We start from the raw sequence: 15474 nt of genomic DNA on the forward strand, positions 1-15474 counted from the left end.
CAGTCGGTGGCTCTCCGCCCCGGCGCCGGAGGCGGCCGGGGCGGCTTGCCGCCGGCCGGCTCACCGCCCGCGCCGCGCGGAGCGCGGCGCCTTGATCCAGAACAGAAGAAATCGGCAACAGCCGCGGACTAGACACTTGTCCCGTCACGGCTGATGCTTGACACTCGCGTCCCACCTGATGCTTGACATGATCACCGTTTGGCTTCTTCATCGCGTGTTGTTGCGGTAGCACTCGATCTGGGAGCCGGGATTGGCACTGGTGGAGATGTCGATCGTGGAACAGCGGTATCAGGCCGTGATGGCGGTCCTGGCTGGTGATCCGGTTGTGGACGTGGCCGAGAAGGTCGGGGTGTCGCGGCAGAGCGTGCATGGGTGGTTGCGCCGTTATGCCGACGAGGGCCTGGTCGGATTGCAGGACCGGTCTCATCGCCCGGACGGGTGTGCTCATCAGGCTTCGCCGGAGGTGGAGGCATTGGTGTGTGAGCTGCGCCGACACCACCCGAGATGGGGCTCGCGGCGGATCGCGTTCGAGTTGGGCCGTCATGGCTGTCCCGAGCCGGTGCCGTCGCGGATGACGGTCTATCGGATCTTGATTCGTCACGGTTTGATGACCCCGGCCAAGCGTCGTCGGGGCCGCAAGGACTACGTGCGCTGGGAACGTGATCGACCGATGGAGCTGTGGCAGATGGACATCGTCGGTGGGATCTTCCTGCCCCGACGGTTCGGAGGCCAAGGTCGTCACCGGGATTGATGACCATTCCCGGTATTGCGTGATCGCTTCGGTGGTGCGCCGCGCCACCGGCCGTGCGGTCTGCCTTGCGTTCGCCGAGGCGTTGCAGCGGTTCGGGGTGCCTGAGGAGGTGCTGACCGACAACGGCAAGCAATTCACCGCCCGGTTCGGCAACGGCGGTGAGGTGATGTTCGACCGGATCTGCCGGGAGAACGGCATCGTGCACCGGCTCACCCAGCCCGCGACACCAACCACCACGGGCAAGGTGGAACGTTTCCACCAGAGCCTGCGGCGCGAGCTGCTCGATGACGTGCCGGTCTGGCCGGACATCGACACCGCTCAAGCGGCGATCGAGGTGTTCCGGCACGAATACAACACCGACCGGCCGCATCAGTCCCTCGACATGGCGTTTCCCGCCAGCCGCTTCCGACCGGCCGAACCCGGCGTGGTGCCGGTCAAGTTGCCCGTCTCGGTGTCGACACCAGCCGAACCACCGGCCTGGCCAGAGCCGGTCATCGCCCCGCAACCGGTGCAGCGCTGGTCACCGTCAGCGGTGGAGTTCGACCGAGTCGTCCCACCGTCAGGCAATCTGCAGGTGGCCGGGAAACAGTTCTGGCTCGGCCCGGTCCGCTCCGGAGTCACGGTGACGTTCTGGGCCGACACCGACGTCATCCACCTGCTGATCGCCGGCGCCCGGATCAAGTCAGTGCGTTCGCACCTGTCGGTCGCTGACCTCGCTGCCCTGCTGCGTCAGGGCGGCCGCCCGGCCGGTCCGCCACCGCTGCCGCCGGCCGAGCAGGGTGAAGCGGTCGAGGTGGACCGGACCGTGAATCGGGCCGGCAGCGTGTCGCTAGGTCAGCACCTGGTCCTGGCCGCGGAAATCCTCGGCGGGCGCCGGGTCGGGATCCGCATCGACACAGCGACGCTGAGCTTCTTCGACCTCGACACCCGTCAGCTGCTGCGGACCCGACCAAACCCGCTGACCCCGGCTGACATCAGCCGGTTGCGGGGTGTCCGCCCAGCCGGCCCGCCACCACAACCAGCGACCGGACCGGTGCCCGTTCAGCGCCGGGCATCGAACTCCGGCGTGGTCATGGTCGTCGGGCAGAAAGTCGCTCTCGGCCGGACCCACGCCGGCAAGACCGTCACGATCGAGGTCACCGACACCGACCTGACTATCCACACCGACTCCGGACCCCGCACCGTCAGACGCACCAACGATCAACCCGTCCGTAGCATCAAAGCTCACCGGCCCCGCAAGGCCAGCAACAAAACCTAGACCAACCGTCAAGCAACACCTGGGACGGATCCGTCAAGCATCAGGTGGGACTAGACATATGGGGGCAATGCGCAGAAGAGGTGCCCCGCGCGGCTCGTCTTCGTCGTCGACCGCAGTCGCGGCCTGGGCTGGCTGCCAGCTGGACGCGTCTATCATCCGACCATCACGAGCTGACCAAGCGCGGAAACCCATCGTGTTGAAGTGTTCCGATAGGATGCCAGCTCGGCCAATCGGACGGCGTCAGTGGAGGAAGAGTGATCGAGCTACATACCGCTGAACATTTCGGCGCTGTAGATGCCGACGCAGACGAATTGCTGCGAGCGTGCTTTCAAGACCACGAGGCGTATACGCGGGCTCGTGAGTTTCGATCGTTTTTGATTTTGGGCCGTAAGGGTTCAGGAAAGACCGCTATCTACCGTCGATTCGTATTGGAAAGATCGCACGACGTATTCTCCTTCGGCCATTCATTCGAGGATTATCCGTGGCACCACCACGATCTCCAGGCCCAAATTGGCGTTCCGGAGGAGCGCAGGTTTATCCACAGCTGGAAGTATCTGATCCTGATGAGTCTCGCTAAGGTTGTACTCAATCAGGATCAGAGTCAGCCTTGGAGTCTTGAGGCAATGGACGATTTGGTTGCATTGCAGGAATTCGTCGTTGACTCCTATGGCTCACGAGATCCCGACCTGAGTCAACTTTTTAGTCCTGACAAAGAGCTACGTTTCAAGTCAACCTTCAAAGCGCCATTTCTGCAAGTTGTCGGCGAGCGCGTGCGAGTGCGTGAACTGCCCGCCCACGTTCAGGAAGTGAACCGCGCAATTCAGGATCGCTTGCTTTCAGGTCTCAATCCGGACAACTCATACTATGTTTGCTTCGACCAGTTGGACCTGGGGTTCTCGAAAACCGACCCTTTGTATGCACACCGCCTGATCGGCTTGGTTCTGGCGGCGCGCGAGCTCTTCTTGGCCGCAAAGGAGCTGGGGAAGAAGCTAAATGTGATTGTGTTTCTCAGGGACGACATTTACCAGGACCTTCAGTTTGAAGATAAGAACAAAGTCACGCAGAACTACACCTCAACGGTCCAGTGGGAAGATTTTGGTGCTGGCCTCACTCTCCAGCAACTGATGGAAAGCCGATTTTCCGCTGTCCTGTCTACCGAGGAGGAGAGGAAGATCGCATGGGCGGATGTCTTCGACGACCAAGAAATGCCAAACAGGCAGCCGAAGTATAAGCACATCTGCGACCGGACCTTCCTGCGACCGCGGGACATGATCCAGTTCTGCAACGAAATCCTGTACGCGTACAAGCTGCAGGGTGCCTCCGATGGAAATAAGTTCGACAACCCCTCTATTCACGGAGCGCGGGGGAGGTATTCCGACTATCTCTTGGCCGAGCTTGATGATGAGATTGCCAAACATGTGCCTAACTATAAGGATATTCTGGAGGTCTTGAAGTCGCTCGGGACCGAACGATTCTCCATGAATGACTTTGTCGTGAAGTGGGACGCTAAGTATTCAGAGCAAACCGGTGGGGGTGTCGATGCGCTTGAGCGGATGTTCGAGTTTTCGGTCGTCGGGTATTTGAAGCCGGGTGGCCGGTCAGGTGGATCAGAGTACGTGTGGCGGTACAGAGACCCGCGTGCTCGCTTTGACTCAACCGCAGAGGTTTTTCGGGTGCACCCGGGATTCAAGGAAGCTCTTGGTATCAGCCGCTAATCGTCTTTTCGTCCTTGTGTCCTGGCTTCTGACCGGGCCGCTCACTCCGCTCTTTCTGAGGCGAGTCGCGCGGCAGTTCGGCCGACTTGTTACATGCTGTGGCGGTGGCCCAGTACATTCTCTCGTGCTAGTTCCGGTCGCGGGTGGGGAGGCCCTGTGAGTGCGTCTCGTGAAGCTCTTTGCGCGCTCACTGTTTGAAGTATTAGCGGGCGGCAACGTGCATTTGGGTGACCTGGGGCCCGATTGGGAATTTGGATGTGCGGCGAGAATGTCCACAGACTCAGTCGGCCACCGGAGCTAGTTGGTAATTTCTGACGACGGTCACGACAGCCCCATTCGTTCGGTTAACCCTCTCTTGTTCGATCAGGGCTGTTCCAGCTTCCACAGCGAAGAGGGCTGCGAGGTCAGGGCTCGCAGGGATCCGGCGCTGTCGCGTCTCCGATTCGGATCCGCTGGAAGGCGCGCTTTCAATCGGGCGTGGGTTTGCATAAGTGCCGCGGCCGTGTTCGGTGGCCACCAAGCCTGCCTCACGCAGTACGGCCATGGCTTGACGAATCGTGCCGCGCGCTGCCCGGAATTCAGCGGTGAGCGCGCTCTCGGCCGGCAAGAGGGCTCCGGGCGAGATGACGCCGTTCTCGATGCGTTCTCTCAGCTCTTCGGCGATTGCGCGGTAGCGGGGTTGTCCGTAGTGCGGGGTGGGCACTTGCTCACCGTACCTGGCACTTGTCTTACCAAGTGCCAACCAAGTGACCCGTTTCGACGTCTAGACAACTCGTCCACTTGTAGATACGTTTCGTGGTGTGCGGCTGGAGTGACGGCTCGTATCAGGAGTGGTCTAGCGCTGGCCCTGGTCGCACCTGATGCGCGGCGTCCTGTCGGACCGGTTGCGGTAGCCGCGCGTACAAGTTGGCTCGGCGCTACCCGACCCGTCCGGCGTCGGACGGTGCGCCGTGCCTTCATCCGGACCGGTGGCCGGCCGCATTCCCCAATGGTTGGCCACCGGTCCCCGCCTACCTGTGGAGGTGCGATGTCCGGCTCTCGTCGTCGGCACCAATGGCTCTCGTCCTGGTGGTCCCGGCAACGCTCATCTGCCCGGGGTGCCAGCAGTAACGTCTTGTCGAGTCCCCGCGCGGCTTCTGCGATCTCCTCGCCGTGGTGGTCGACGGGCGCCACTCGTAAATTGCCTGCGCTTCGGCACGCCCCCTTGGTGACGCGTGCCCAGCTCTACCGAGGCAACGGCGGGCGGTGGCTGCGGTGAGTCGTACGAACATGCCAGCCGAAATCACGAACCACCCGGACTGGTGCGCCCCGGATCGCTGCGGCTACCTCGTGCCGCCGGTGATGTCGCACATGGCCCGTCGTCATCGCGGCTCGATCCAGCGGGTCGGCGAAAGTCGGGCTGGCGGGCTCGTCGTCACGTACCTCATCAGTGCTGAGGCTCTGGGTGGTGCCATGGTCGGTGTTCACGTGTCGTGCCGAGGCGGGAACGCTTGGGCTGAGTTGTCTTTGCCGCAGGCGGTCGAACTGGCCGAGCAACTTAGCGACCTCGTAACGCAGGCACTCGGGCTGGAAGGGGCCGACGATGAGTGAGGGCGTCCCTGTCACGCAGGGCCGGTCGCCGTCATCGATCGCGCCGGCCGTGTGCCCCGAGTGCTGTCGAGGCTGCGGACCGAACGACCCGAGGCACCGCGGGCTTCTCTCCACCATTGGACGGGAGCGGACCGGCTGGGTCACCGTCCAACTGGTCGTTGACCGCTTCGCCCGCCGGGACCTGGCCGTGAAGCTCGACGCGACCCGGTACGGCGCGACGCAGACCGTACTCCTGTCGTCCGCGCAGGTGGATCGGCTCATTGACGAGCTGGTATACGCCCAACTGGAGATGCTGACACCGGCAGATGGCGGCGAGCCGGACGGGGAGACGCGGTGAACGCCAACACCCGTCGGGGCTCAGCCGTTCCTCGTACTGCTGGCCTGCGCCCTGCGCCGCCACCGCGAGCAGCGGTAGCCGTACCGCCGGTTCCGGAGCGGCCCGCCGGCGGGACCACCTGGCAGACGTTGGAACGTCTAGGGGGTACGGTGACCGGTGTGCAAGGCCGGGACTGGCGCCCTCGCTACCTGCAACTCGCCGAAGAGTTGCGGGCGAAGATCGTGAGCGGCGAACTGGCGCCCGGCACTCTGATGCCCAGCGAAACCGAGTTGGCCGACACCTCGGGCCTGTCGCGCACGAGCGTCCGCAACGCCATCCGGCAGCTCCGCGAATGGGGCCTGGTCCGCGCGGAGCAGGGTCGCGGCACCTACGTGCGAGCACCCCGCCAACGGGTACGCCGTCGCAACACCGAGCGGTACCAGTGGGAGAAGGATCGCGTCCTGCTCGACGAGGGCGAGCGTTTGAAGACTGGCGCCACCGAGCACGACACCGGCCTGACCGTCGACGATCTGAAGTTCCACGCCGAGTATTCGCAGGTGGAGGCTGATGCGGAGATGGCGGCGGCTTTGCAGGTCGAGCCGGGTACTTCGCTGCTGCGCCGGGTCTACTGGACGTCGTCGCGGCACGAGAACGCGCCGCTGACCGTGTCGTACTCCTATCTGCCCTACGACCTGGTGGCCGCGAACCCGGACCTGCTCGACGCGGGCAAGGAACCGTGGCCGGGCGGCACGCAGCACCAGCTCTACACGCTGGGCATCGAGCTGGACCGGATCGACGACGAGATCCGGGCTCGCCCACCGTCGCCGGATGAGGCCGAGTTGCTGGACATCGACCCGGGCGTCTCCGTGCTCACCGTGCGGAAGACCTCGATCGACACCACAGGCCGAGTCGTCGAGGTCGCCGACGTGGTGATGCCGGGCGACCGCACCGAGCTTGTCTACTCCCACAAACTCCAGCGGTGGAAAACTTGACGCAGCTCGTCTCGGTCATCACCCCGGTCCACGCGCCCAGCATCGAGCACCTGCCTGGCGCCTATGAGTCGTTGGCCAAGCAGGAAATGCCTGACGGCTGGGACTGGGAATGGCTCGTCCAAGAGGATGGGCAGACCGGCGCCCTGGTCGACGCGCTGCCGGATGATCCCCGGATCAGTCTCGGCACCGGCCGGCCCGGTGGGCCTGGTGTTGCCCGTACCCTGGCGCTCTCTCGCGTCTCCGGGCAACTCATCAAGGTCCTGGACGCCGACGACCAGCTGACCCCCGGCGCACTCGTCCGGGACATCGCCGCGTTCGACGGGCACCCGCAGATCGGCTGGACCACCTCGCGGGTACTCGACCTGCTGCCCGACGGATCGACCGCCGGATGGGACAAGGACCCGGCCGGCGGGGTCATCGACCGCGGTTCGGTCCTGTCGTTCTGGAAGGCCAACGACTACCGGGCCTCGGTGCACCCGGCGACCCTGTGCCTGCGGCGGGATCTCGTCTTCGCGCTGGGCGGCTGGATGGCCCTGCCCGCCTCCGAGGACACCGGCCTCCTACTTGCCGCCAACGCGGTCACTGCGGGCTACTTCACCCGGGAGTACGGCTTGCTCTACCGCAAATGGCCCGGCCAAGTCACGAGCCAGGTCGCGCACCGTGATCCGGCCGAGTACCGGGCTCGGATGGGGATCATCGAGGCCCGAGCCAACGCTCTAGCCTCGATGATCCCGAACGGCTTCGGCGGCGGCGCTACGGCGTAGCCTCGTGCCCGGGCATCCCGTGGGTACGCCGCCGCTCCTTCATCTCCGCCTCGAAGATGTGCCGCCTGCCGCCGGCTAGCTTCTCCCGCGCGTCCCGCTCGATCTCCTGGAACGCGGCGTAGTAGCCGTCGTCGAACTCCTCCACGATCTGAAACGTCCACCGGCCAGGTAGCACGTTGCGCCCCAACAGCTCGCGCTCGACCCGGTCGGCCACCTCGTCGTGCCCAGCATCGCGGAGCAGCTTCACCACCCGGTCAAGGGTGAGATCCGCACCGCCGACGAGCTGATGCGCCGAGTAGAGGTGCCCTCGCACTCGATGGATCGTCTCCAGCGCCTTGCTCAACTCGCCGAGCGCTTCGACAGTCGTGTCGTCTACGCCCGCCGGACGTGAGTGCTTCTCATCCACGGATTGGCTGCCGTTGTTCATGGGATCACTGGTTCCCTGCCGTTCTTCGCTCTACACGCATCGGTTCGGTGAGTCAGTCGCTTCACAAGTCTCGACAGTCGCGCGCGCGTCGCACCATCAATTTCGGATAGGCCGCTAGCATCACGATGGCACTTCACTGATCACCAAACTGGCCGGGCGGTCGTCTTCCTTACCCCGCAGTAGGCGACCAGCGCCTCTCCGATCAATTGGAGATCATTGTTTATGCCAAGTAGAAGAAGCCTGGGCCGCAAAAGACGCGCTCCTGGCAGGCGGCGGAGTTCCCGAACGGCTGGAGTTGGCACGTTGATTGAGCTGGTAGCTCTGATCATCAGGCTGTTGACGCTGGTGGCAGTCGGGACCGATGCCAAGAGTGAGGGGGATGAGCCCTCCGTTTAGGAAGGCCCATCCCTTCTCGGGCGGAGCCTCCGCTTCTCGTCTTCACGGGCCGGGAGCGGGGGCTTCCTCCGTGCCGGGCCTCGACGGCCGGCAGCAGCGGGTGGGTTCAGAACGTTTCGCGTTGCGTTCAACGTTCAACGTTCAACGTTCAACGTTCAACGAACCTAACGTTCCAAACCTTACCTTCGGTGCGAACCTCAACTTACCCACCGGGTTTCCTAGCAACTTGCAACACGCCGAAATTGGTAGCTGTTATATCTACCGAGTATTCGAACCTAGTAGGCGGCGGATGCCGGCTACGAGCCGAATTGAACCATAGATCGTGAGTCTGACCAGCAAAACGATGGTGGCCGGCGCGGCGCTCCGGCTGTGCCTGGCCCTTGCCGCACTGGCTACCCGCAACACAGGTCGGCCTGAAGACATGGTCGGCGTCATCCCGAGAGCACCGCGCGTAGGACTCGGCTGTCAGTGCCCTCGCGGCCTTGGTGATCCCCGGGGGCGCTCAATTAGTAGCGGAGGCCGCCGTGCGGCGCAGTCGCACCGGTGAAACTTGTTGACTTGTCTGCCAAGTGCCGTCTACCTTGGATCTCAACTTGGCAGACAAGTTAACAAGTTGGAGGTTGAGCGATGGCTCTGCGTGGCGGCACGAGGTTCGCGGTGCGGTGTGAGGACGTGTTCCCGGCGGGGTGCGCGTTGGTGCCCGAGTCCCTAGGCGAGGTCGAGGACTACGACGAGAAGACCGGCCGGCGTAGCCCGGCGAAGGACAAGCTGACCGGCCAGCGGGTGTGGCAGGTCCGGGTCATGGACCTGGATCCGGAGCTGGGGAAGCGGTCGCGGGAGACGACGGTGAAGATCTCGGCGGACTACCAGCCGGTGCCGCCGACGGGTGGCCTGTTCGAGGCGGTGGAGTTCGACGGCATGACGGTCACGCCGTACGTGGGCAACAACGGTCGGATGGCGTATTCGCTGCGGGCGACCGGGATGCGTGCCCCGGCGGGCGTGGCGACGAAGGCGGCGCAGTAGCCGCATCTGGTGGGGGCGGGGCTGTCAGGTCTTGGCGGACGGCAGCCCCGCCCTCTGTCTCTTTCCCCTGCTCTGTCGAGAGAGGTAGTGACATGTCCAAGCGTATGCCTGCCGTCCTGCGGCGGCTCGTCCTGGCGGGTGAACGATGATGCGCCGGCCGCGTGGCGAGGTTGTGATGACCACCGCCGGGGACCTGATGGTGATCCGCCCGCGCCGGCTGGAGCTACCGGTCTGGCTGATCGCGCTCGGCCTGGTGCTGCGGTGGCTGTGGCGGGGCCTGTGGTGGTGCCTTCGCCACCCGATCGCCGTCGGCCTGGCCGTCGCCGGGGTGAGCCTCTACCGGGAGTTCGGCCGGACCGGCGTGATCGTGCCCGTGGTCCTGGCCGCTGCCGTGTCGGCGCTGTGGCGGTGGCGGCACGAGTCGTCGTGGTGGACCTGGTGCGCAGGTCCGGTCCTCGGCCGGTTTCGTCAGTTGTTCGTCTACCGGCGGGCCTGGCGCGAGGCGATGACGCTCTGCGGCCTGGCCAAGGTGTACGACCATCGCACGGTCCTGCCGGAGCTGCTGCGGGTCCGCTCGGATCAGGCGCTCGACGTGCTGACCATCCGCATGGTTCGCGGCCAGACACCGGAGGAGTTCCAGAAGGCGACGGCCAATCTGGCGTACGCCTTCGGCCGGCGGCACGCCCGGGTCTACTCCGAGCGTCCCGATGACCCGCCGATCCGGTCGGGCTACTGGGCGCTGGTCCTGGGCGCGGTGGACCGGCTGCGGTTCCGGGACCGGCCCTCGGTGGTCTATCTGGTGGTGGTACGCACTGACGCGCTACGCACCCTGGTCGACCCCTTCGACGTCCCATCGGTGCCCGACTTCACCGCTCTGCCCCTGGCACGACGGGAAGACCTGCGGCACTGGTGCCTGCACCTGCTCGCCACGCACGTACTGATCGGCGGCGCCACCCGCTCGGGGAAGGGTTCGGTGCTGTGGTCGTTGGTCCGGGTTCTGGCCGGTGGGATCTCCTCCGGGCTGGTCCGGCTCTGGGTGATTGACCCAAAGGGCGGCATGGAGTTCGCGATGGGTCGGCCGTTGTTCGCTCGGTTCGCCTGCAAGTCGTTCGAGGCCATGGCCGACCTGCTCGACGAGGCCGTGACGGTGATGCGGGAGCGGCAGACCCGGCTTGCCGGCGCGGTGCGGGTCCACACTCCGACCCTGGCTGACCCCTTGGTCGTGGTCGTCATCGACGAGATGGCGGCACTGACCGCGTACCTCCAAGATGTTGACCTTCGCAAGCGCATCGCCGGCTCGCTCGGGCTGCTGCTGTCGCAGGGTGCCGGCGTCGGCGTCCTCGTGGTGGCCGCATTGCAGGACCCCCGCAAAGAGGTGCTGCCGTTCCGGGACCTGTTCCCGACCCGAATCGCGCTCGGCCTGACCGAAGCCGCTCAAGTCGACCTCGTGTTGGGCGACGGCGCCCGCAACCGAGGTGCCCTCGCCGACCAGATGCCCCGCTGGGCCAAGGGCGTCGGCTACGTGATCCTCGACGGCACCCCGGAGCCCGCGCGGGTGCGCTTCTCCTACATCTCCGACGACCACATTCGGAATTTGGCCGCCGAGTACCCGGCACCGGCCGACGCGGCGGACATCCTCGCCCAGGTCGGCCGGGAAAACGCCACCGAACCGACCCGACCGACCCGACCGTCGCTGCCCCGGCAGCGTCGCGGGCCACTGCTGCCCGACTCGCTGCTGAACATCCTCGACCGGGACACCGACGGGGGTGAGCCGCGGTGACCGCACCGACCGACGGCCGAACCTTCTACCGGCTCCGCGCACCCGGCACCGATGGCGCCACCAGCACGGCGGTTTCCGTGCGCGTCGATTCCGACCGGCCTGATCCGTACCCGGTCTATCTCGCCGTCGGTGGCGGTCGGCGCCGCATGTACCTGACTCCCGACGAGGCGTGGGCGCTGTGGCGCTGCCTCTCCGAAGCGGTGGCGTCCCTCGGCGAGCCGCCCGACCACATCCGTACCCGCGTCGCCCCGGCCCGGAGGTAACCGATGTCCCTCAAGAGCTTCTTCCTCGGCACCCACCGCCTCAAGCCGCTGCACATCGAACTCAACGGTTCTCCGGACCGTCTCGCCGGTGCCCTGCACGGCCTGGCGCACATGGTCAACCGCCGCCGCGACCTGAACGGTCAGCGAATCTGCATCATCCTTTCCGTCCGCGACAACGGCAGCGGCCGATGATCCGCGAGCGCGCCGAGTCCGGAGTCCGGGTGCTGATCCTGCTCGTCGTCGGCACCATGGCCGGCGCCGCAGCCTTCACCCACGTCCACGACCTGACCGTCGCCCACGGCCAGCCCGACTGGATCGGCTGGGCCAACGCCGTAGCGGTCGAACTGATGGCCATTTACCTCGGCCTGGAGATCCGCGCCCGTCGCCGTGATGGTCGTCCCGTCGGCCTGGTCGGCGTCCTCCTGATCGCGTTCGCGTTGCTCTCCCTCGCCGCCCAAGTCGCCGAAGCCGAACCGTCCGTCTGGGGCTGGATCGTCGCGGCGGTGCCGTCGCTGGCCTTCCTCGCCCTGGTCAAGGTCGTCCTGTCCAGCGCACCCACCACCCCGCAGGCACCCGAGCCCAATCAGCCGCAGGGCGACTGGTACGACGAGCCGCAGCCGGTCGAACCCGCGCCGCCGGCTCCGGTGATGCCGCCGGCATCAGTCGCGGTGCTGCCTCCGGTCGGCGTCGTTCACCCCAACCGGCCCCAGGTCGTCGGGATCATCCGATGACGGCTCCGACCCTGCCCGGCCTCGAACCCGCCCCGACCCCGGTTGCTCCTCGCCCGGGGTCGCGGGCGGCCCGTATGGCGCTACCCCGCTCGATCGACGTGCTCAAGGACATCGCCATCGAGTACGGCGTCTGCGTTCGCCCGCTCGCCATGCGCCGGACCGACCTCGACACCGGCCTGACCGAGGTCATCGACCTACCCTGCGGCGCGACTCGTGAGGACAAGTGCCCGCCGTGCGCCAAGAAGAACCGCCGGCTGCGCCAAGCCCAGATCCGCGAGGGCTGGCACCGCGACGACGAGCCGCTACCCGGCCCGGAACCCGCCACCGAAGCGCAGAAGTCCCTGATCCTGTTCCGCGCACACCTGGAGTTCTCCCGCGACGAGGCCGTACGCGGTGCGCAGTGGGACCAGGTGACCGACCTCGACGAGGCCATCCGCGAGGTAGAGGAAGCCATCGCCGCTGAGGGCCTGCGCGGGCGCGTCGGACCACCCCACGCGACCGGCGACGAGGACCAGGACGACGAGCCTGGTCAGCGACGCAAGCGCTCCACGAAACGGCGCCAGGACGCCCCCGAGTTGCCTCGGCGCAAGGTTGAGCGGCGTACGGTCGGCAAGACCTACACCGCCCCGGACGGCTCCACCTACCAACCGTCGATGTGGCTGACCCTCACCCTCGACTCGTACGGCCCGGTCCGCCCCGACGGCACCCCCGTCAACCCCGCCCGCTACGACTACCGCCGGGCCGCCTGGGATGCCGTGCACTTCCCTCGGTTGCTCGACCGGTTCTGGCAGAACCTCCGACGGTGCGAGGGCTGGAACGTCCAGTACGCCGGCTGCGTTGAGCCGCAACGCCGACTCGCCCCGCACGCCCACTTCGCCATCCGGGGCACCATCCCTCGCGACGTGCTCCGCACCGTGGCGGCGGCGACCTATCACCAGGTGTGGTGGCCCTCGGTCGACGTCCAGCGCTACACCCTCGACCGGCTCCCGGTCTGGAACGAGCAGGCGGCGGCATGGGTCGACCCCGACTCTCGCGAGCCACTGACCACCTGGACGGAAGCCCTCGACGCCATCGACGACGACCCGGACGCCGAACCCGTCCACGTCGTGCGCTTCGGCACCCAGGTCGACGCCCGCGGCGTCATGCCCGGCACCGAGGACGCCGAACGGACCATCCGGTACGTCACGAAATACATCACCAAGCACACCGGCGACTGCCACAAGGCAACCACCGACCGGCAACGCAAACACCTCGACCGGCTCTGGCAGCAACTCCAGCTGACCCCCTGCACCGACCGGTGCGCCAACTGGCTGCTCTACGGCGTCCAGCCCAAGAAGGCACACGCCAAGCTCAAGCCCGGCCGCTGCAAGGGCAAGGTCCACCAGCGCGACACCCTCGGCATCGGTGGCCGGCGCATCCTCATCTCCCGCGACTGGTCCGGCAAGACCCTCGCTGACCACAAGCACGACGCGCGGGCCTGGGTCCGGGCACTGCTCGGTGTCACCACCGACGGCACCCAGCTCGTCGACGGCCAAGGCGACACCGCCGAACGGGTCCGGCACGCCTGGGAACTCGCCCGACCCGACGACCCGGACGTCGGCCCGATGACCCACCGGCTCATGCGGTCGATCAGCGAACGTGCCCGCTGGCGATCCGAACTTCTCGCCGCGAAGGACCGTGCCGCGCAGGAGTCCGCAGATCTTTCGGCAACTCAGCACAGCGCACAGCACAACGGGGAGGAAACGCAGTGAACGAGGAGTTGTTGACCGTGCCGGAAGTGCTCGCCGAGCTGCGCGTACCGCGCTCGACCTGGTTCTACTGGCGGCAGACCGGCAAGGGACCACGGGTGATCAAGCTCCCGAATGGGCAGCTGCGGGTCCGCCGGTCAGCGCTCGGTCGGTGGCTCGGCGACCTGGAGCAGGACGCCGCGTGAAGAGCTACGAGGTCCAGATCTGGGAGATCGTTAAGCGCGCCGACCGGAAGGCTCGGCCGTGGCGGGTTCGCTGGGCGGTGAGTGGCCAGCGCTTCGAGGACATGTTCCGTACCAAAGCCCTGGCGCACTCGTTCCGCGCCGAGCTGGTCCAGGCGGCCAACGCGGGGGAGCCGTTCGACCCGGCCACCGGCCGCCCGGTCTCCGAGGCCAGGACCAAGAACCCCACCACCTGGTACGCGCACAGCCGCGCGTACGTCGGAATGAAGTGGCCTCGGGCGGCGGCCAAGACCCGGCGCTCGATCGTCGAAGCTCTGACCTCGATCACGGTGACCCTGACCCGGCCGGCGAAGCGGGGTCGACCGACTGACGCCCTGCTCCGTGAGGCGCTGTACCTCTACGGCCTCAACCCACGCCGCTGGTCAGACGAGATCCCCGCCGACCACGCGGCGGCCCTGACCTGGCTAGAAACCGCATCCCTCCCGGTCGTCGAGCTGGACTCGCCCGCGATGGTCCGCCGGGTCCTCGACAGCCTGTGCGTACGCCTCGACGGCAAGGCCGCGGCTGCCTCCACCGTCCAGCGCAAACGGGCCACCTTCTACAACGTGCTCGGGTACGCCGTCGAGCTGGAGCTGCTCGACTCCAACCCGGTCGATCGGGTGCAGTGGACCGCCCCCGAGGTCGCCCAGTCCATCGACCGGCGGGTGGTGGCGAACCCGGCCCAGGTCGCCGCGCTGCTGGAGGCGGTGAAATCTCTCGGCAAACGCGCCGACAAGGTCACTGCGTTCTTCGGCTGTCTCTACTACGCGGGGATGCGTCCCTCGGAAGCCGCGGACCTACGGCGGGAGGACTGCGACCTTACCGGCCGGTGCGCCGACTGCGGGGCCGACTTCGACGACCTGGCGGCGGTCAAGCCATCCCGGTCCTGCGAGCACGAGAAGATCGAATATCGCTGGGGCCGCCTGGTGCTCGCCGGCACCTCGCCGCGTGCCGGTTCGCACTGGACCGATGACGGTGGCTCCCACGAGCGGCGGGGACTCAAGCACCGGGGGAGGGCTGAGACTCGTACGGTCCCGATCCCGCCCCGGCTCGTCGAGCTGCTGTGCGCGCACGTCGAGAATCACGGGGTCGGCCCGGACGGTCGATTCTTCCGCGGCCTGCACGGTGGGCCGCTCTCCGAATCGGTCTACGACCGGTGGTGGAAGCTTGCCCGCGAGAAGGCGCTGACCGAATCGCAGGTCGCCTCGCCGCTCGTCCGCCGGCCCTACGACCTGCGGCACGCGGCGGCCTCGCTCTGGCTTAATGCTGGCGTCCCGCCGACCGAGGTAGCCCGGCGTCTGGGCCATGGCGTCGCCGTCCTGCTCCGCGTCTACGCCAACTGCATCGACGGCGGCGACGACACCATGAACGACAAGATCGGCGACGCCCTCGGATAAGACCATCCCGCTACCGCTTACGTATGGTATCGAAGGGAAGCCCCTTTTATCCGCTAGCAGCATTGACCGGCACTGTCGTAACCTTGGTGGTCCTCCTGTCCT

17 protein-coding genes are annotated in these 15474 nt (G+C 66.5%); 15 read left to right on the forward strand and 2 right to left on the reverse strand.

The window, feature by feature from the left end; genetic code table 11:
• The first annotated feature begins 259 nt into the window (after positions 1–259).
• From ABZU25_RS28735 to ABZU25_RS28745, 3 genes are all read left to right on the forward strand, one after another.
• Positions 260–751 (forward strand): helix-turn-helix domain-containing protein, encoded by a 492-nt coding sequence (locus ABZU25_RS28735; protein ID WP_355032521.1) that lies wholly within the window; start codon positions 260–262, stop codon positions 749–751.
• Between the two features lie 19 nt (positions 752–770).
• Positions 771–2009, forward strand: coding sequence for an integrase core domain-containing protein (locus tag ABZU25_RS28740; RefSeq protein WP_355032489.1), 1239 nt, complete (start codon positions 771–773; stop codon positions 2007–2009).
• 254 nt (positions 2010–2263) lie between these two features.
• Entirely contained in the window at positions 2264–3724 is a 1461-nt protein-coding gene (locus ABZU25_RS28745) for a hypothetical protein (RefSeq protein ID WP_355032490.1), read from the forward strand.
• 280 nt (positions 3725–4004) lie between these two features.
• On the opposite strand, the gene ABZU25_RS28750 is transcribed toward ABZU25_RS28745, so the two are convergent.
• Positions 4005–4427, reverse strand: coding sequence for a GntR family transcriptional regulator (locus ABZU25_RS28750; protein ID WP_355032491.1), 423 nt, complete (start codon positions 4425–4427; stop codon positions 4005–4007).
• A 551-nt stretch (positions 4428–4978) separates the two neighbouring features.
• Here ABZU25_RS28750 and ABZU25_RS28755 point away from each other — a divergent pair.
• From ABZU25_RS28755 to ABZU25_RS28770, 4 genes are all read left to right on the forward strand, one after another.
• Positions 4979–5314 carry a hypothetical protein gene (locus ABZU25_RS28755; protein ID WP_355032492.1) on the forward strand — a complete coding sequence of 112 codons (336 nt, stop codon included), beginning with the start codon at positions 4979–4981 and terminating at the stop codon, positions 5312–5314.
• Positions 5307–5651 (forward strand): precorrin-4 C11-methyltransferase, encoded by a 345-nt coding sequence (locus tag ABZU25_RS28760; protein WP_355032493.1) that lies wholly within the window; start codon positions 5307–5309, stop codon positions 5649–5651. The genes ABZU25_RS28755 and ABZU25_RS28760 overlap by 8 nt, the downstream gene beginning before the upstream one ends.
• Before the next feature lie 149 nt (positions 5652–5800).
• Entirely contained in the window at positions 5801–6622 is an 822-nt protein-coding gene (locus ABZU25_RS28765; RefSeq protein WP_355032494.1) for a GntR family transcriptional regulator, read from the forward strand.
• Positions 6610–7386: a glycosyltransferase gene (locus ABZU25_RS28770; RefSeq protein ID WP_355032495.1), complete on the forward strand. Its 777-nt coding sequence runs from the start codon at positions 6610–6612 to the stop codon at positions 7384–7386. The genes ABZU25_RS28765 and ABZU25_RS28770 overlap by 13 nt, the downstream gene beginning before the upstream one ends.
• Here ABZU25_RS28770 and ABZU25_RS28775 read toward each other — a convergent pair.
• Entirely contained in the window at positions 7376–7813 is a 438-nt protein-coding gene (locus ABZU25_RS28775; protein ID WP_355032496.1) for a hypothetical protein, read from the reverse strand. The genes ABZU25_RS28770 and ABZU25_RS28775 overlap by 11 nt on opposite strands.
• A 1023-nt stretch (positions 7814–8836) precedes the next feature.
• Here ABZU25_RS28775 and ABZU25_RS28780 point away from each other — a divergent pair.
• The 8 genes from ABZU25_RS28780 to ABZU25_RS28815 all read left to right on the forward strand — a co-directional run bounded on the left by ABZU25_RS28780 (position 8837) and on the right by ABZU25_RS28815 (position 15372).
• A complete protein-coding gene (locus ABZU25_RS28780) occupies positions 8837–9232 on the forward strand; it encodes a transcriptional regulator (RefSeq protein ID WP_091402451.1) in 396 nt (131 codons plus the stop codon).
• Positions 9233–9407: 175 nt separating this feature from the next.
• A complete protein-coding gene (locus ABZU25_RS28785; RefSeq protein ID WP_355032497.1) occupies positions 9408–11012 on the forward strand; it encodes an FtsK/SpoIIIE domain-containing protein in 1605 nt (534 codons plus the stop codon).
• On the forward strand, positions 11009–11275 hold the full coding sequence (locus ABZU25_RS28790) for a hypothetical protein (RefSeq protein WP_355032498.1): 267 nt from the start codon (positions 11009–11011) through the stop codon (positions 11273–11275). Before ABZU25_RS28785 ends, ABZU25_RS28790 begins: the two co-directional genes overlap by 4 nt.
• 3 nt (positions 11276–11278) lie before the next feature.
• Positions 11279–11467: a hypothetical protein gene (locus tag ABZU25_RS28795; RefSeq protein ID WP_355032499.1), complete on the forward strand. Its 189-nt coding sequence runs from the start codon at positions 11279–11281 to the stop codon at positions 11465–11467.
• Positions 11464–12006 carry a DUF2637 domain-containing protein gene (locus ABZU25_RS28800; protein WP_355032500.1) on the forward strand — a complete coding sequence of 181 codons (543 nt, stop codon included), beginning with the start codon at positions 11464–11466 and terminating at the stop codon, positions 12004–12006. Before ABZU25_RS28795 ends, ABZU25_RS28800 begins: the two co-directional genes overlap by 4 nt.
• Positions 12003–13757: a replication initiator gene (locus ABZU25_RS28805; RefSeq protein ID WP_355032501.1), complete on the forward strand. Its 1755-nt coding sequence runs from the start codon at positions 12003–12005 to the stop codon at positions 13755–13757. The genes ABZU25_RS28800 and ABZU25_RS28805 overlap by 4 nt, the downstream gene beginning before the upstream one ends.
• Entirely contained in the window at positions 13754–13939 is a 186-nt protein-coding gene (locus ABZU25_RS28810) for a helix-turn-helix domain-containing protein (protein ID WP_030329852.1), read from the forward strand. The genes ABZU25_RS28805 and ABZU25_RS28810 overlap by 4 nt, the downstream gene beginning before the upstream one ends.
• A complete protein-coding gene (locus ABZU25_RS28815) occupies positions 13936–15372 on the forward strand; it encodes a tyrosine-type recombinase/integrase (protein ID WP_355032502.1) in 1437 nt (478 codons plus the stop codon). The genes ABZU25_RS28810 and ABZU25_RS28815 overlap by 4 nt, the downstream gene beginning before the upstream one ends.
• Positions 15373–15474 lie beyond the last annotated feature (102 nt).

Origin of the sequence: Micromonospora sp. NPDC005215 (assembly GCF_040607915.1) — a bacterium.
GTDB lineage: Bacteria > Actinomycetota > Actinomycetes > Mycobacteriales > Micromonosporaceae > Micromonospora.